General features: G+C 72.2%; 14 protein-coding genes. 10 read left to right on the plus strand and 4 right to left on the minus strand.

The window, feature by feature from the left end; genetic code table 11:
- Positions 1–181 precede the first annotated feature (181 nt).
- From ACQPXS_RS27890 to ACQPXS_RS27910, 5 genes are all read left to right on the plus strand, one after another.
- The gene (locus tag ACQPXS_RS27890) at positions 182–1,237 is read left to right on the plus strand and encodes an LCP family protein (protein WP_433451963.1); all 1,056 of its coding nucleotides are present in this window, start codon (positions 182–184) and stop codon (positions 1,235–1,237) included.
- Between the two features lie 73 nt (positions 1,238–1,310).
- Positions 1,311–2,675 carry an FG-GAP-like repeat-containing protein gene (locus tag ACQPXS_RS27895; protein WP_433451964.1) on the plus strand — a complete coding sequence of 455 codons (1,365 nt, stop codon included), beginning with the start codon at positions 1,311–1,313 and terminating at the stop codon, positions 2,673–2,675.
- Between the two features lie 111 nt (positions 2,676–2,786).
- Complete coding sequence (locus ACQPXS_RS27900) at positions 2,787–3,143, plus strand: YciI family protein (RefSeq protein WP_356302178.1); 357 nt, start codon at positions 2,787–2,789, stop codon at positions 3,141–3,143.
- Positions 3,144–3,185: 42 nt separating this feature from the next.
- Complete coding sequence (locus ACQPXS_RS27905; RefSeq protein WP_433451965.1) at positions 3,186–4,463, plus strand: RNA polymerase sigma factor; 1,278 nt, start codon at positions 3,186–3,188, stop codon at positions 4,461–4,463.
- Between the two features lie 88 nt (positions 4,464–4,551).
- A complete protein-coding gene (locus ACQPXS_RS27910; RefSeq protein WP_433451967.1) occupies positions 4,552–6,552 on the plus strand; it encodes a cell wall-binding repeat-containing protein in 2,001 nt (666 codons plus the stop codon).
- On the opposite strand, the gene ACQPXS_RS27915 is transcribed toward ACQPXS_RS27910, so the two are convergent.
- Positions 6,536–7,723 carry a class I SAM-dependent methyltransferase gene (locus ACQPXS_RS27915; RefSeq protein ID WP_433451969.1) on the minus strand — a complete coding sequence of 396 codons (1,188 nt, stop codon included), beginning with the start codon at positions 7,721–7,723 and terminating at the stop codon, positions 6,536–6,538. The two genes, ACQPXS_RS27910 and ACQPXS_RS27915, sit on opposite strands and share 17 nt — an antisense overlap.
- 91 nt (positions 7,724–7,814) lie before the next feature.
- Between ACQPXS_RS27915 and ACQPXS_RS27920 the strand changes: the two genes are divergently transcribed.
- The 4 genes from ACQPXS_RS27920 to groL all read left to right on the plus strand — a co-directional run bounded on the left by ACQPXS_RS27920 (position 7,815) and on the right by groL (position 11,958).
- The gene (locus tag ACQPXS_RS27920; protein ID WP_433451970.1) at positions 7,815–8,753 is read left to right on the plus strand and encodes a polysaccharide deacetylase family protein; all 939 of its coding nucleotides are present in this window, start codon (positions 7,815–7,817) and stop codon (positions 8,751–8,753) included.
- On the plus strand, positions 8,750–9,613 hold the full coding sequence (locus tag ACQPXS_RS27925) for a polysaccharide deacetylase family protein (protein ID WP_433451971.1): 864 nt from the start codon (positions 8,750–8,752) through the stop codon (positions 9,611–9,613). The genes ACQPXS_RS27920 and ACQPXS_RS27925 overlap by 4 nt, the downstream gene beginning before the upstream one ends.
- Positions 9,614–9,904: 291 nt before the next feature.
- Positions 9,905–10,213 carry a co-chaperone GroES gene (groES, locus tag ACQPXS_RS27930; RefSeq protein ID WP_039652762.1) on the plus strand — a complete coding sequence of 103 codons (309 nt, stop codon included), beginning with the start codon at positions 9,905–9,907 and terminating at the stop codon, positions 10,211–10,213.
- A gap of 119 nt (positions 10,214–10,332) precedes the next feature.
- On the plus strand, positions 10,333–11,958 hold the full coding sequence (groL, locus tag ACQPXS_RS27935; protein WP_433451973.1) for a chaperonin GroEL: 1,626 nt from the start codon (positions 10,333–10,335) through the stop codon (positions 11,956–11,958).
- A gap of 75 nt (positions 11,959–12,033) precedes the next feature.
- Here the strand turns inward: groL and ACQPXS_RS27940 are convergent, their stop codons facing one another.
- The 3 genes from ACQPXS_RS27940 to ACQPXS_RS27950 all read right to left on the minus strand — a co-directional run bounded on the left by ACQPXS_RS27940 (position 12,034) and on the right by ACQPXS_RS27950 (position 14,472).
- A complete protein-coding gene (locus ACQPXS_RS27940; RefSeq protein ID WP_433451974.1) occupies positions 12,034–12,741 on the minus strand; it encodes an ester cyclase in 708 nt (235 codons plus the stop codon).
- A 76-nt stretch (positions 12,742–12,817) separates the two neighbouring features.
- Positions 12,818–13,591: an SDR family NAD(P)-dependent oxidoreductase gene (locus ACQPXS_RS27945; RefSeq protein WP_351802107.1), complete on the minus strand. Its 774-nt coding sequence runs from the start codon at positions 13,589–13,591 to the stop codon at positions 12,818–12,820.
- A 212-nt stretch (positions 13,592–13,803) separates the two neighbouring features.
- Positions 13,804–14,472: an MOSC domain-containing protein gene (locus ACQPXS_RS27950; protein ID WP_433451975.1), complete on the minus strand. Its 669-nt coding sequence runs from the start codon at positions 14,470–14,472 to the stop codon at positions 13,804–13,806.
- Positions 14,473–14,552: 80 nt separating this feature from the next.
- Between ACQPXS_RS27950 and ACQPXS_RS27955 the strand changes: the two genes are divergently transcribed.
- Positions 14,553–15,488 (plus strand): LysR family transcriptional regulator, encoded by a 936-nt coding sequence (locus tag ACQPXS_RS27955; protein ID WP_433451977.1) that lies wholly within the window; start codon positions 14,553–14,555, stop codon positions 15,486–15,488.
- Positions 15,489–16,523 lie beyond the last annotated feature (1,035 nt).

Below are 16,523 nucleotides of genomic sequence, written 5' to 3' on the forward strand. Positions count from 1 at the left end.
GCCGCGAAACTTTCGGACGGGCCGGTGCCGGACGGCAGTTCGGTGACGTTCGGCTTCAACTCGGCCTGGAACGGCGGCGATCCGGCACCCACGGTGACGCTGGGATGAGAATTTCCGAAGAAAACCGATTCTCACGGCTTCCGCTAACAGTCCGCTAATAATTCGGACTTACGTTCCTGCCGTGACCGTACATGACGAGAACGGCGACGAAGGCAGACGGAGGGGCCGGCGGTCGGGCGCGCTGAAGGCCGCCGGTCTCCTCCTTGCGGGCGTCCTGGTGCTGAGCGCGGCCACCACGGCCTGGGCGTACTGGCATCTGAACCACAACATCAGAAGCGTCGACATCGACAGCGCGCTCGGCGACGACCGGCCCGCCCGGGCGGTGGTCACCCCGTCCGCGAGCGCCTCGGCCACCGCCGACCCGCTGCCGACCGGCTCCCTGAACATCCTGGTCCTCGGCTCGGACTCGCGCAGCGGCAAGGCCAACAAGGAGCTGGGCGGCGGCGACAGCTCCGGCGCCCGCTCGGACACGGCGATGGTGGTGCACATCGACGCGGGCCGCACGAAGGCCACCGTGGTCAGCATCCCGCGCGACACCCTCGTCACGCGCCCGTCCTGCCCGCTCTCCTCCGGCGGCTCGACGGCCCCGGCCTACGGCGCGATGTTCAACACCGCCTACGCGGTGGGCGGGCCGGTGTGCGCGGTGAAGACCGTCGAGTCGATCACGAACGTCCGCATGGACCACTACATCGAGATCGACTTCTCCGGCTTCGCCAACCTGGTCGACGCGCTCGGCGGGGTCGACGTGACCACCACCCAGGACATCGACGACGACCAGAGCCATCTGCACCTGCAGGCCGGCCCCCACCACCTCGACGGCAAACAGGCCCTGGCGCTCGCCCGCACCCGGCACGGCATAGGCGACGGCAGCGACCTCGGCCGCATAGGTCTGCAACAGATGCTGGTCAAGGCCTTGTTGGAGCAGATGGCCACCACGAACCTGCTCACCGACCCGACCAAGCTGTACCGGGTCGCCGACGCGGTCACCGCGAGCCTCACCACGGACACCGGCCTGGACTCCCTGGGCGAGCTGATGCGGCTCGGCCAGAGCCTGAAGGGTCTGACCGCCGACCGTGTGAAGACGGTGATGATGCCGGTCGTCACCGCCCCTTCCGACCACAACCGGGTGATCGCCAAGGAGCCGGCGGCGAGCGACCTGTGGGCGTCCCTGCGCTGACCGGTACAACCCTGCCGACGGGCCACGGGTCTGGTGCGGTGAACCAAGTCGCCGTACTCCAGGGGGTATTCCGGTGTTCTCCTTGCGTTGGCACGCCCGTTGGGCGCTGCCGCTGACCCTGGGGCTGACGGCCCTGGGCCTCGCCGTCCCGACCGCGTCCGCGACGAAGAGCGCCGCACCCGTGCGCGACGACTTCAACGGCGACGGATACGCCGACCTCGCCGTGGGCGCCCCGGACGCCACGGTCGGCGGACAGGCCAGGGCGGGGTACGTCACCGTGATGTACGGCGGCCCGCACGGCCTGTCCACGACCCACCGCACCCTCGTCAGCCGGGCGACCACCGGCATCCCGGGCAGCCCGGCCAAGGGGCAGGCCTTCGGCCTCCAGCTGTCCAAGGGCGATCTCGACGGCGACGGGTACGCGGACCTGGTCGTCGGCTCCCCGGCCTCCGACGCGGTCGTGGTCTGGGGCGGGCCGCACGGTCTGTCCGGCGGCACGTCCGTGCCCGCCGGCAACACCCAGACCGGCGACTTCGACGGCGACGGGCACCTGGACCTCGCCCTGTTCCGGTCGGCCGGCGACGCGGGCGACGACCCGGGCGGCACCACGGCGGCCCTGTGGACGGGCCCGCTGAAGCGCACCGGCACCCCGGCCGCCGAAGCCCCCTTCGGCCCCGATCACCTCCAGTACGTCAACGTCCACGACGGCACCACCGGCGACCTCAACGGCGACGGCCGAACCGACCTGGCCCTGTACATCTATGGCGGCGACGGCACCTACGGCACCCGCCTGTACCTGAGCGGCCCCTCCGGGCTCACCCCGGTCGGCGGCTTCCCGAGCGGCGACGGCGCGGCCGCGATCGGTGACGTCAACGGCGACGGCTACGACGACCTGGTCACCGGGTACGCGAACGACGAGAAGATCTGGGTGACCTACGGCTCGCGCTCCGGCCTGGGCGGCCAGGACACCTGGAGGTCGTACTCGCAGAACACTCCCGGAGTCCCGGGCGCCACGGAGACGGACGACCTGTTCGGCGCCTCGGTCGCCGTCGGGGACATCACCGGAGACGGGATCGACGACGTGGTGGTCGGCGCGCCGGGCGAGAACCAGGCCGAGGGCGTGGTCGACGTCCTGCCCGGCAGCCGCCACGGGCTGACCGGGACCGGCGCCCAGGGCTTCACCCAGAACACCGCGGGCGTACCCGGCACCGCCGAGCCGGGCGACGCCTTCGGCGCCGGCGTCCGGCTGCTGGACGTCAACGGCAACGGATACGCCGACCTGGCCGCCTCCGCCACCGGCGAGGACGGCGGCAACGGCGCCGTCTGGAGCCTGCGCGGACGCCCGACCGGGCTGGTCACGGACGCGGCCCTGGTCTTCGGCGGAAAGGCGGTCGGTGCGCCGTACGCGAAGGCGGGATTCGGGTTCGAGCTGAAGTGATCACGGGGTGCCGGAAAAGATTTCCGGTGAGTGTGTCGATCCGGGTGTCTCCCGTTCGACGCATGGGTGAGCGGCGGGGAGAGGCCCCGCCGCCCGACCGAAGGAGCCACCATGCCCCGCTACCTGTCGCTCGTGCGCATCGACGAGTCCTCCGCCCCCGCCGAGGGCCCCAGCCCCGAGCTGATGCAGCGGATGGGCGAGCTGATCGAGGAGGTCACCAAGGCCGGCGTCATGCTCGACACCGCCGGGCTCACCCCGACCGCCCAGGGCACCCGGGTGCGCTGGGAGGGCGGCAAGATCTCCGTCACCGACGGGCCGTTCACCGAGACCAAGGAGGCCGTCGGCGGCTACGCCATCATGCAGTGCAAGGACAAGGCCGAGGCCCTGGAGTGGGCCAAGCGGTTCCTGCAGGTCCACGAGGACTACTGGACCGTGACCTGCGAGGTGCGGGAGATCGCCGAGGGCTGAGTGCCTGGCGCCGTGCCGTAGGGCGGTGTTGCATGGTGGGCTGTGGAACCACAGCCCACCCCGGCGCCCACCGCGGCGCACGCGATCGAGACCGTCTTCCGCCTGGAGTCGCCCCGGCTCATCGCCGGTGTCGCCCGGATCGTCCGGGACGTCGGCATCGCCGAGGAACTGGCGCAGGACGCGCTGGTCGCCGCCCTGGAGCAATGGCCCCGCGACGGCGTGCCCGACAACCCCGGCGCCTGGCTCATGGCGACCGCCCGGCACCGCGCCGTCGATCTGATCCGGCGCCGCGAGACCTACGCCCGCAAGCTGCGGGAGATCGGCCGGGACCTCTCGCTGTCGGCCCCGCCCCCCTACGACGAGCCCGCCGACCCCGACGACATCGACGACGACCTGCTCCGGCTCGTCTTCACCGCCTGCCACCCGGTGCTGTCCCCGGAGGCCCGCACCGCGCTCACCCTGCGCCTGCTCGGCGGCCTGAGCACGGCCGAGATCGCCCGTGCCTACCTCGTCCCGGAGCCGACGATCGCCCAGCGCATCGTCCGCGCCAAACGCACCCTGGCGACGAAGAACGTCGCCTTCGAGGTGCCCTACGGCCCCGACCGCGAGGCCCGCCTCGGCTCCGTCCTTGACGTCATCTACCTGATCTTCAACGAGGGGTACGCGGCGACCGCCGGCGACGACCTGCTCCGCCCCGGCCTGTGCGAGGACGCGCTGCGCCTGGCCCGCGTCCTGTCCGCGCTGATGCCCAAGGAGCCGGAGGTGCACGGCCTGACCGCATTGCTGGAGTTCCAGGCGTCCCGCACGGCCGCCCGCACCGGTCCGGACGGCGAGCCGGTGCTGCTGAAGGACCAGAACCGCCGCCGCTGGAACCGCATGCTCATCGCCCGCGGCATCCGCGCCCTCGACCGGGCCGGCGCCACGGCGAGCGGCGCCCCGGGCCCGTACGCCCTCCAGGCGGCCATCGCCGCGTGCCATGCGCACGCCTATCACTACGAGGAGACCGACTGGCGTGCCATCGCCACCCTGTACGGCCTGCTGGCCGCCCGCGCCCCCTCACCGGTGGTCGAGCTGAACCGCGCGGTCGCGGTGGCGATGGCCGACGGCCCGGCCGAGGGCCTGAAGCTGGTGGACGCCCTGACCGCCGAACCCGCCCTGCGCGACTATCACCTGCTGCCCAGCGTCCGCGGCGACCTGCTGGCCCGCCTCGGCCGTGCGGCGGAGGCGCGGGCGGAGTTCGAGCGGGCGGTGACGCTCACGCGCAACGAACGCGAGCGGCAGCTGTTGCTCTCGAAACTCCATTCCCTTCCTGTTCACTGACGGTTTACAGTTGCGCGGCTGCCGCGCAACCGGCGTGACACCTTCCGCGGGCGGGGCAGCGGCATCCATCACCTGTGGGGGTACACCCTTGTCGTATCTCAGATCCTCCGCGCGCCGAAGACTCGTCGCGCTCTGCGCCGCCACGGCCCTGGCCGCCGGCACCGGCGCGGTGCTGGCCCCGGGCGCGTCGGCCGGCACCGCCGGCTGGACCGCCGCCAACGGCATCCTGACCGCCGACATGGACGGCACCGTCTCACAGCTGTACGAGGACGGCACCGCGCCCGTGGTCCGGGTCAAGAACGCCATGAAGCCCGCCTGGTCGCCCGACGGCAGCCGCATGGCCTACGTCAACCAGTCGACCGGCCGCGTCAACGTCGTCGGCCACGACTTCACCGGGCCGGTGGAGCTTCCGGTCAGCACCACCAACTCGATTCTCGCCGACGACCCGACCTTCTGGTGGGGCGGCAGCCAGGTCGTCTTCACGCTCAGCGGGCGGCTGCGGGTCGCCCCGTCCGACGGCAGCCGCGCCCAGCAGCACCTGTTCGCCACCTCCCAGGAGGGCTGCGACAGCCAGCCCAGCGGCGCCGTCGACGGCAAGCTGGCGTTCATCCGCTCGGGCACCACGTGCAGCGGCGACACCCGCTACGGCGCCGTGTGGCTCTACGACGGCGCGGCCGGCACCTTCAAGCAGCTGGTCACCGGGAAGGCGAACGCCCCGGCCATCTCTCCGGACGGCACCAAGGTCGCCTACACCGTCGGCAGCAAGCTGTACATGGTGAACGTGGCCGACGGCGCGGTCACCGCGCTGCTGCCCGACGAGACCGGCGCCATCAGCAAGCCCGCCTGGTCGCCCGACGGCACCCGGCTGGCGTACCAGCTGACGACGACCTCCGGCGAGCTGCAGGACCAGGTCCTCGACCTGGCCGCGGGCACCACCAAGGTCCTCTACGACTCGCCGAGCACCGCCAAGTGGGACCTCGCCTGGCAGCCGCTGCGCAAGAACGCCGTCGGCCGGGTCTGGGGCGCCGATGTCTACGGCACCAACATCGCCGCCTCCCGCTGGACCTGGAACACCGTCGGCAAGAGCGAGCCGGGCCTGATGAACGCCTCCTCCGCCGTCCTCGTCTCCAAGGACAGCCAGGCGTACGCGCTGACCGCGCCCGCCCTCGCGGGCAAGAAGCACGGCCCGGTCCTGATGACCTCCGGCAGCGCGCTGGACTCGTCCGCGCAGAGCGAGCTCAAGCGGATCCTCAAGCCGGGCGCGAGTGTCTACCTGATCGGCGGCACGTCGATCCTGAGCAGCAGTGTCGCCTCCAAGGTGAGCTCGCTCGGCTTCACCCCGAAGCGGCTGGCGGGCACCTCCCGCTACTCGACCTCGGTCGCCGTCGCCAAGTCGGTCACCAGTTCCCCGGACTACGTCTTCATCGCCACCGGCACCGACTACCACTCGGCGCTCGCCGCCGCGTCGGCCGCCGGCGCGGACGGCACGAGCGGCAAGGCGGTCGTCGTGCTCAACGACGGCAACTCGCTGACCTCGTCCGTGAAGTCGTACCTCAACGGCCTGGACCCGCGGGACACCTACATGATCCCGGTCGGTGCCTCGGCGAAGTACGCGCTCACCCACACCTCGTTCTCCAACTGGCCGTCGACGTACACCTACTACCCGGTCACGGCGAGCACCCACGAGGGCACCGCCGCCGCGCTCGCCCGCTCCTGGTGGGCCGGCCCGGCCAACGTGGCCCTCGCCTCCACCGACAGCTGGCGCGGCGGCACCACGGCCGCCTCCGCGATGAACATCTTCGGCCCGCTGCTGTGGACGTCCGTCGACTCGCTGTCCGCCGACACCAAGTCCTACCTGGTCAAGGGTGCCGCGAGCATCAACGGCCTGGCGGCCTTCGGCGGCACCGGCTCGGTGGCCACGGCGACGCTGAACTCCGCGGGCACCGCGATCAGCGCGAGCAGCAGCCAGTGGACGTACACGCCGTACTACGACGGCCTGGCGCCGGCGACGAGTTCGCCGGCCACCCCGCAGCGGGCGGCCACGGTCGCGCCCGACCTCGGCGAGCTGCGCACTACGGCAGCGCAGTAGCCGCGGGCGGTGTCGCGGGGGCCCCGATCAGCATGGTCGGCGCCCCCGCGACCCGGGTGAGGAACACCGTCGCCGAATTCGGCCCCTGCGGCTTGACCTTCCTGCGCAGTTCCTCCGGCTCGACGGCCGACCCGCGCTTCTTCACGGTCAGCGTGCCGACCGCGCGCTCCCGCAACAGGGCCTTCAACCTCTTGACGTTGAAGGGCAGTTGATCGGTGATCTCATAGGCGGAGGCGTACGGGGTGGGGCGCAGTTCGTCCGCGGTGACATAGGCGATGGTGGGGTCGATCAGGCCGCCGTCCAGATGCTCGGCCACCTCGGCGACCAAGTGGGCGCGGATCACGGCGCCGTCGGGCTCGTACAGATAGCGCCCCACCGGCCGGACCTCCGGGTCGGGCAGCCCCTTGCCGAGGAGCGTTCGCGGGCCGGGCAGCAGGGTGGCGCGCACCAGGCCCGGCTCGGTGCCGAACCACACCACCGCCTCCTTGACGTCTCCGCCGTCCGAGATCCATTCGGCCTCGGCGTCGGCGGGCACGGCCTCGTGCGGAATGCCGGGCGCCACCTTCAGCGCCGCGCGGGGTGCCCTACGGGCGGCCTCGATCGCCCAGGACAGGGGCGGGGAGTAGGCCTCGGGGTCGAAGATCCTGCCGCGCCCGCCCCGCCGTGCCGGGTCCACGAACACGGCGTCGTAACCGCCCGTGTCCACCTCGGTGACGTCCGCCTCGCGCACCTCGACCAGCTCGCCGAGCCCCAGCGCCTCGGCGTTCGCCCGCGCCACGGCGGCGGTCACCGGATCCCGGTCCACGGCGAGCACCCGGATCCCCGCCCGGGCGAACGCGATCGCGTCCCCGCCGATCCCGCAGCACAGATCGGCGACCGAGGCCACGCCGAGGTGCTTGAACCGCTCGGCCCGGTGGGCGGCGACGCCGGCCCGCGTCGACTGCTCGACCCCGTTCGGCGTGAAGAACATCCGCCCCGCGTCCGCCGCCCCGAACTTCGCCGCCGCCCGTTGCCGCAGCCGGGCCTGGCCGAGCGCGGCCGACACCAGCTCGGCGGGGTGGTCGCGGCGCAGCCGGGTGGCGACGGCGAGTTCGTCGGCCGGGGCGGTGTCGCGGACCTCGTCGAGGAGGGCGCGGCCTTCGGGGGTGAGGAGGAGAGCGAGGTCGTTCACCGGGTCATTGTGGGCCAGCCGGTGGATCGTGTGCCTTCCGGCGGCGGTGTCGGCCCGGGACCAGGGCTCTGGCCTGGAAAGATCCGACATTATGCGAGCGGTCGTACAAAACGATAAAAATCGGGCCTGGGGTGGACGTCTGGTCCTCGGTTGCGGAGCCGCCGCGCTGGCGTGCTCCGCCGTGCTGTCCGGCTGTGCCGGGACCGAGACGACCCGCACCCCCTCCAGCCAGGCCGGCCCCGATGCGACCCGCTCCCCGTCCCGCCACCCCGGCCCCGCACAGGCCCCGGGCCCCCAGGCCGCCGAACACGCCCGCCTGGCCGCCGCGGCCAGGCGCTGGGGACTGGCGCAGGTCCCGCTGGCACCGCCCCCGCCGCCCGAGCGGAAACCGGAGATCACCGCGCGCGCCGGCTTCGAGGTGAGCCACCAGCGGGACTGGGACCTGCCGCCGGTCTTCACCACGATCCCCACCCGGCAGAAGATCGTCTTCCTCACCATCGACGACGGCTCGGAGAAGGACCCGGGGTTCCTGCGGATGATGGAGGACCTGAAGATCCCCTACACCGCGTTCCTCAGCAACTACCTGGTCAAGGACGACTACGGCTACTTCCGGACGATGCAGTCCTACGGCCACACCCTCGACAACCACACCCTGCACCACCCCTCCCTGCCGGGCCTGTCCTACGAGGAGCAGAAGACCGAGATCTGCGCGATGCAGGACATCATGGAGAAGCAGTTCGGCAAGCGCCCGACGGTCTTCCGCCCTCCTTACGGCAACTACGACCAGGACACCCTGCGCGCCGCCAGGTCCTGCGGCATCACGTACGCGCCGATCTGGAACGAGGAGGTCTACGTCGACCACTGGGAGTACCGCGAGGACGATCAGAAGATGCGCCGCGGCGACATCGTCCTCACCCACTTCCGCGGCCGCTCCGACTGGAACGGCACGATGGTCGACGCCATGCGCCGCTTCCTGGACAAGGTCACGCGCGAGGGCTACGCCGTCGCCCGCCTGGAGGACTACCTGTGAGGGCTGGGGCGGGGTACCGGAGAGCGCGGTCCGGGCGGTGCCGCCCGGGCCGGTACTCCGTCGCGCTCCTCGCCTCGGCCCTCCTTCTCACCGGCTGCGCCCAGTCCGTCGACCCCATCGAACGCCTCGGCAGGAAGGCCGCCGAGGGGGTCCACCCGCACGGACCCGGTTCCGAGCAGGCCTACCGCCGCTGGGGCCTGACCGAGCCCCTCGCCCGCCCGCCCCTGCACCCCGCCGACTCCCTCGCCCTCTCCCCGCACGCCGGCGGCCGCGGCCTGCCCCGCATCGTGGACCACGTCCCCACCCGCGACCGGGTCGTCTTCCTCACCTACGACGACGGCGCCGAGCAGGACCCCCGCTTCGTCGACATGGTCCGCGACCTCCGGCTGCCGGTCAGCATGTTCCTCACCGACAGCATCGCGGGCCCCGGCTACGGCCACTTCGCCCGCCTGCACCGGCTCGGCGCGGGCATCCAGAACCACACCCTCGACCACCGCGCGCTCGCCGGGCTGCCGTACGCCGGGCAGCGCGCCGAGATCTGCGGCCAGCAGGACCGGCTCCGCTCCCGGCTGGGCGCCCACCCCCGCCTCTTCCGCCCGCCGTACGCCTCGTTCGACACCACCACCCTGCGCGCGGCGGCCCGCTGCGGCATCTCCACGGTCGTCCTCTGGCGCGCCGCGATGACCCCGACCGACCTCGTCTACACCCACGGCGAACACCACCTCCGCCCCGGCGACATCATCCTGGTCGGCCCGGACGAGACGACGGGCCCGAGCCTGCGGGAGCGCACGGTGCGGGTGCTGCGGTGGGTGCAGCAGCGGGGGCTGACGGTGGGGCGGCTGGAGGACTACCTGCGGTGAACGCGGCCCGTCCGGGGGTGCCCCCTCTGGGGAGCTTGCGGACGAGGGCCGTAAGGCCCGGGCGACACCGGCCCACCGGTGACCCGGCGCGCGCATTCGGCCGACGCGCCGCACGGCATTGGCACTCCGCTTGACCGAGTGCTAATCGCGGTCATAGTCTCGGCTCTGGCACTCACCCCTGGAGAGTGCCAACAAAGCGACGGGCAGGTCCGGCACCCGCGACGACGGATCCACCTGGTCGCCACCTCAGACAGTTAACCCCGTGAGATCTCCGAAGGGGGAGGTCGGATCGTGACGACCGCCAGCTCCAAGGTTGCCATCAAGCCGCTCGAGGACCGCATCGTGGTCCAGCCGCTGGACGCCGAGCAGACCACGGCCTCTGGCCTGGTCATCCCGGACACCGCGAAGGAGAAGCCCCAGGAGGGCGCCGTCCTCGCCGTGGGCCCGGGCCGGTTCGAGAACGGCGAGCGCCTTCCGCTCGACGTCAAGGTCGGCGACGTCGTCCTCTACAGCAAGTACGGCGGCACCGAGGTGAAGTACAACGGCGAGGAGTACCTCGTCCTCTCGGCTCGCGACGTGCTCGCGATCATCGAGAAGTAATCACCTCGAGCATTCTTTTGCTCCTGAGCTGCGCCCCTGGCCCCCGCGACCGATAACGAAGCCGGGCGCCCGGGGCGCAGTTGTCTTACCACCCACATCCCGAGAGGGCTCCCGCTGTCATGGCGAAGATCCTGAAGTTCGACGAGGACGCCCGTCGCGCCCTCGAGCGCGGCGTCAACAAGCTGGCCGACACGGTGAAGGTGACGATCGGCCCCAAGGGCCGCAACGTCGTCATCGACAAGAAGTTCGGTGCCCCCACCATCACCAACGACGGTGTCACGATCGCCCGCGAGGTCGAGATCGAGGACCCGTACGAGAACCTCGGCGCGCAGCTGGTGAAGGAGGTGGCGACCAAGACCAACGACATCGCTGGTGACGGCACCACCACCGCCACCGTGCTGGCCCAGGCGCTGGTGCGCGAGGGCCTGAAGAACGTGGCCGCCGGCGCCTCCCCGGCCGCCCTGAAGAAGGGCATCGACGCGGCCGTCGCCGCCGTCTCCGAGGAGCTCTTGGCTTCGGCCCGCCCGATCGACGAGAAGTCCGACATCGCCGCCGTGGCCGCGCTGTCCGCCCAGGACCAGCAGGTCGGCGAGCTCATCGCCGAGGCGATGGACAAGGTCGGCAAGGACGGCGTCATCACCGTCGAGGAGTCCAACACCTTCGGTCTGGAGCTGGACTTCACCGAGGGCATGGCCTTCGACAAGGGCTACCTGTCGCCGTACTTCGTGACGGACCAGGAGCGCATGGAGGCCGTCCTCGACGACCCGTACATCCTCATCAACCAGGGCAAGATCAGCTCCATCCAGGACCTGCTGCCGCTGCTGGAGAAGGTCATCCAGGCCGGCGCCTCCAAGCCGCTGCTGATCATCGCCGAGGACGTCGAGGGCGAGGCCCTGTCGACCCTGGTCGTCAACAAGATCCGCGGCACCTTCAACGCCGTCGCGGTGAAGGCCCCCGGCTTCGGCGACCGCCGCAAGGCGATGCTGCAGGACATGGCGATCCTCACCGGCGCCACCGTCATCTCCGAGGAGGTCGGCCTCAAGCTCGACCAGGCCGGCCTGGACGTGCTGGGCTCCGCCCGCCGCGTGACGGTCACCAAGGACGACACCACGATCGTCGACGGCGCCGGCAAGTCCGAGGACGTCCACGGCCGCGTCGCCCAGATCAAGGCCGAGATCGAGAACACCGACTCCGACTGGGACCGCGAGAAGCTCCAGGAGCGCCTCGCGAAGCTGGCCGGCGGCGTGTGCGTGATCAAGGTCGGCGCCGCCACCGAGGTGGAGCTGAAGGAGAAGAAGCACCGTCTGGAGGACGCCATCTCCGCGACCCGCGCCGCGGTCGAGGAGGGCATCGTCTCCGGTGGTGGCTCCGCCCTGGTCCACGCCTCCAAGGTCCTCGAGGGCAACCTCGACAAGACCGGCGACGAGGCCACCGGTGTCGCGGTCGTCCGCAACGCCGTGGTCGAGCCGCTGCGCTGGATCGGCGAGAACGCCGGCCAGGAGGGCTACGTCATCGTCTCCAAGGTCAAGGACCTGGAGAAGGGGCAGGGCTACAACGCCGCCACCGGCGAGTACGGCGACCTGATCAAGGCCGGCGTCATCGACCCGGTCAAGGTCACCCGCTCCGCCCTGGAGAACGCCGCCTCCATCGCCTCCCTGCTGCTCACGACCGAGACCCTGGTCGTCGAGAAGAAGGAAGAGGAAGAGCCGGCCGCCGCGGGCCACGGCCACGGCCACGCCCACTGAGCCCGACACGCTCGCACGAAGGCCCGGTTCCCCGCGGGGGAGCCGGGCCTTCGCCCTGTGCGGGACACCGCCCCGCTACTGCTCCAACTCGTCGAGCGCGCCCAGCTGTTGCATCAGCCCCAACTGGTCGTGCTGCCACCACATCTCGGCGATCTTGCCGTCGTCCGTGAGGCGGAACAGCGTCATCCCGGTCATCGTGACCCGCCTGCCGGTGGGCGGGATGCCGAGGAAGTCGCCGTTGTGCGTGGCGTTCCAGGTCCAGCGTGCGCAGGCCCGGTCGCCCTGGGTGAGCACGTCCTCGACCGTGAACGTGAAGTCGAAGCCCCCGCGCCACATCCGGTACTCGCTGCGGGCGTTGTCCAGCCCGATGGTGTCCTGGGGGTTCACCGGATCGTGGCTGTGGATGTCCTCGTCCAGCAGGTCGTTGAGCGGCGGCAGTTCACCGGAGGCCTGCAACGCCGTATAGAACCGCCGTACCGTGTCCTCGGCCAGCCGCTCGTCGCGCACGACGTCCAGATCGGTGAACGTCGGGCTCTCGTCGCACAGCGCGACCATCTCCTGGAAGATCCGGTCGGTCTCCGGGAGCTTCGAGTTCCGCATCGCCTCCTCGTACGACGGGAACTCCACCACCTCGACGATGTGCGACGCGTCCGAACGGTCCTTGCCGACCAGCGCGTGCGTCGCCGTCCGCTTCCCCTTGGTCTGCGCGACCCAGTCGTCCATGAGCCGGTTCATCTCGTCCGGCCGGCTGGTCCTGCAGTCGATGAGCTGTACGAAGGTCATGCCGCCGCCTCCCGGCCCCCCTGACCCGGTTGTGTCACGCTCATTTTCGCACCGGGACGGCAGCACCACCCGTTCGCTACTGCGGCCCGTACTTCCGCCCCGTCTTCGACGTGATCCCGCCCAGCAGCGCACGCGGAGTCACCTTCACCAGGCCCATCAGCGCCTTGTAGCGGGGGTCGGGGATCGACAGGGACTTGCCGCGGGCCAGGTCGGACAGGGCCGCCGCGACCAGTTTGTCGGCGTCCAGCCACATCCAGCCGGGGATGTTGTCCGTGCCCATCCCGGCCCGCTCGTGGAACTCGGTGCGCACGAAACCGGGGCACAGGGCCATCAGGCGGACGCCGCTGCCGGCGAGGTCCTTCGCCGCACCCTGCGTGAACTGCACGACCCACGCCTTGGAGGCGCCGTAGGTGCCCCGCGGGACGAAGGCCGCCACGGAGGCCACGTTGACGACCCCGCCCCGGCCGCGCTCGCGCATCGCCTCCGTCGCCGCCGAGGTCAGCCGGAGCACCGCCTCGCAGTGCACCTTGAGCATCTTGAGCTCGTCGGCCATGGGCACCTCCAGATAGCGGCCCTTGTTGCCGAACCCGGCGTTGTTGACCAGCAGGTCGACCGGGTTCTTCCGGTCGCCGAGGCGGTCGGCCACCGTCTCGATGCCCTTGTCCTCGGACAGGTCGGCGGTCAGCACCTCCACCACGATGCCGTGCCGGTCGTGCAGTTCGGTCGCCTGTTCGCGCAGCCGCTTGGTGTCCCGGGCCACCAGGACGAGGTCGTGCCCGTCAGCCGCCAGCCGCCGCGCGAACGCGGCACCGATCCCCGCGGTCGATCCCGTAATCAGAGCCGTTGTCATGGCCCAAGGGTATTGACCCGGAGCGAGCGCGTCCGCTCCGCGCGGACACGGGAGTTGGCCGGCGCGGATCCTGGGCTATGGGCCGTGGCTGGTGTGTGCGGGTCGCCCTGGCGGGGATGGGCCGGCACGGCGGACGCCCACCCCTGCTGCCCCGGGCCACCGGTCGGCGGACGCCCCGCCGCGTCCCGGCCCCCCGGTCGGCTGACTGCCGCTCAGCCCTCCTGCCGGGCCACGTACTTGCGGACCGTCTCCAGCGTCTCCGCGTGCAGCGCCTCGCCCGCCGCGAGCAGCCGCGGCAGCAGCTCACGCTCGGTGGTGACCGCGCGGAACTGCAGCGCCGCCGTCACCCCGTGGTCCGGCCGGTGCACGATCTCGATCGGATCGCCCGCCCGTATCTCACCCGGTTCGATCACCCGGAGGTAGGCACCCGTTGCGCCCTTCTGTGTGAACCTCTTGACCCAGCCGCGCTCGCCCATATGGCCCTGGAACGTACGGCACGGGATCCGGCCCGAGGTCACCTCCAGGACCACCCCGGAACCGATCCGCCAGCGCTCGCCGATCAGCGCGCCGGAGACGTCCAGGCCGTCCGTCGTCAGGTTCTCCCCGAAGCAGCCGTTGGCCAACGACCGGCCGAGTTCGCGCTCCCACTCGTCGAGGTCCTCGCGCGCGAAGGCGTACACCGCCTGGTCGTCCCCGCCGTGATGCCGCAGCTCGCACACCGCGTCCCCGGCCAGCCCGCTCCCGCCGACGCCCTTGGGACCCGGCGCCGCCACCCGCACCGGCCCGTCGGCCGGCTTCTTGTCGATACCCGTCACACCCTCCGCCTGGTCCGTGTACGGCACCGGCTGCGGGCGGCCCAGATTGACCGAGAGAAGCTTCATGGCCGCACGGTACGGGACCACACCTCAAAGCGTCGAGCGAATATGGCGCGCTGCCCCCAAGCCTCCCTTATGCTCGGAGGGTGATCGAGGCCCGTCATCTCCGCGTCCTGCGCGCCGTCGCCACCACCGGTTCCTTCTCGGCGGCGGGGCGCGAGCTCGGCTGCACCCAGCCCGCCGTCAGCCAGCAGATGAAGGCCCTGGAGACCTCGGTCGGCACCCCGCTGCTGGTCCGCAGCGGCCGCGAGATGCGGCTGACCCAGGCCGGGGAGGCCCTGGTCAGACACGCCTCCGGCATCCTGGCGGGGCTCACCGCGGCCGAGGAGGAGGTCGCCGCCATCGCGGGTCTGCGCGCCGGCCGGGTCCGGCTGGTCTCCTTCCCCAGCGGCAGCTCCACCCTGGTCCCCACCGCGCTGGCCGCGCTGCGCGCCGCCCACCCCGGCACCCGCGTCTCCCTGGAGGAGGCCGAACCCCCGAGGTCCGTCGAGCTGCTGCGCGAGGGCGACTGCGACCTGGCCCTGGCCTTCCGCTACGAGGGGGCGGCCGTCGCCGAGGACTGGGACGACCTGGTCGTACGGCCCCTGCTGATGGACCGCCTGGTGGCGCTGGTGCCCGAGCGGCACCGGCTCGCGCGCGCGGAGAGCGTCGCCATCGGCGAGCTGGCCCAGGAGCCCTGGATCGCGGGCTGCCCGCGCTGCCGCGGCCAGCTGGTCGAGGTGTGCGAGGGGGCCGGTTTCACGCCGCGCATCGACTTCGCCACGGACGACTATCCCGCGGTCGTCGGCCTGGTCCGCGCCGGCCTGGGCGTCGCCGTACTGCCCCAGCTGGCGGTGGAGTCGGTACGGCCCAGGGGCGTGCGCACGGTACGGCTGGAACCGGCGGTACGGCGCGAGATCGTCGCCCTCACCCTGCCCGACCTGGCACAGGTACCGGCCGTGGCGGCGACCTTGGAACAACTGACCCGGGCGACAGGACGCGGCCAGCCGGGGGAGCGCGGTCAGGCGGCCGAACGCGGTTAGGGCGGTTGCGGTGGCTGGGCGTGGCTTGGGTGGCGGGGGGCTGCCCGGGTGGTGGGGCGTGGCCGGGTAGGCCGAGGGGCCGACCGGGTGGCCGAGGGGCCGACCGGGTGGCCGAGGGGCGGACCGGGTGGCCGAGGGGCCGACCGGGTGGTCGGGCGTGGTTAGGGCGGTTGCGGTGGCTGGGCGTGGCTTGGGTGGCGGGGGGCTGCCCGGGTGGTGGGGCGTGGCCGGGTGGCCGAGGGGCCGACCGGGTGGTCGGGCGCGGCTGGGGGATCGAGGGGTGACTCGGGTGGTTGGGCGTGGCTTGGGTGGCGGGGGGCGATCAGGCCGGGCGGGTGCGGCTTGGGTGGTGCGGTGCGGTCAGGCCGGTCGGATGCGGCTTGGGCGGCGGGCGCGGCCAAGTGGTGCTGCGGCCAAGTGGTGCCGGGGTCAGGCGGTCGAGCGCGGCTGGGTGGCCGAGGGGTGGCCCGGTGGTCGGGCGCGGCGTGGGCGGCTGCGCGCGGCCGGGCCGTGCGGGAGCGGCTCGGGTGGTGCGGTGCGGTCAGACGGTCGGATGCGGCTTGGGCGGCGGGCGGGGTCGAGTGGTGCCGGGGTCAGGCGGTCGAGCGCGGCCAGGGCGGCTGGGTGGCCAAGGCGTGGTCCGGGGGCGGGCGTGGTCAGGCCGGTCGGATGCGGCTTGGGCGGCGGGCGCGGCCAAGTGGTGCTGCGGCCAAGCGGTGCCGGGGTCAGGGCACCGGGCGAGGCGAGGGCGGCTTGGCGGCCGAGGGGCGGCCCGGGCGTTGGATGGCTGGGCGCGGCCAAGTGGTGCCGGGGTCAGGCAGGCGAGCGCGGCGAGGGCGGCTGGGCGGCCAAGCGGGCCGGGATCAGGCGGTGTCGCGCCGGTGGTCGGGTGTGGCCGGAGTGCGCGGATGCGACGGGCGCGGGCCTCTCGCCCGGCAGTGTGATGCGACCGGAGGTACAACCCCGGGTGCGGGCGGCGGCAGAGTCAAGGGCACGTACGTGGTGACGCGACGTGCCCTGGTGGTTGGAATGAGC

The sequence above is a fragment of the Streptomyces sp. CA-142005 genome, from assembly GCF_050942335.1.
GTDB lineage: Bacteria > Actinomycetota > Actinomycetes > Streptomycetales > Streptomycetaceae > Streptomyces.

Coding starts and splice junctions, on each gene's coding strand:
- groL (WP_433451973.1), top strand. CDS start 10,333: ATGGCGAAGATCCTGAAGTTCGACGAGGACGCCCGTCGCGCCCTCGAG.
- ACQPXS_RS27945 (WP_351802107.1), bottom strand. CDS start 13,591: ATGACAACGGCTCTGATTACGGGATCGACCGCGGGGATCGGTGCCGCG.
- ACQPXS_RS27950 (WP_433451975.1), bottom strand. CDS start 14,472: ATGAAGCTTCTCTCGGTCAATCTGGGCCGCCCGCAGCCGGTGCCGTAC.
- ACQPXS_RS27940 (WP_433451974.1), bottom strand. CDS start 12,741: ATGACCTTCGTACAGCTCATCGACTGCAGGACCAGCCGGCCGGACGAG.
- ACQPXS_RS27920 (WP_433451970.1), top strand. CDS start 7,815: ATGCGAGCGGTCGTACAAAACGATAAAAATCGGGCCTGGGGTGGACGT.
- ACQPXS_RS27900 (WP_356302178.1), top strand. CDS start 2,787: ATGCCCCGCTACCTGTCGCTCGTGCGCATCGACGAGTCCTCCGCCCCC.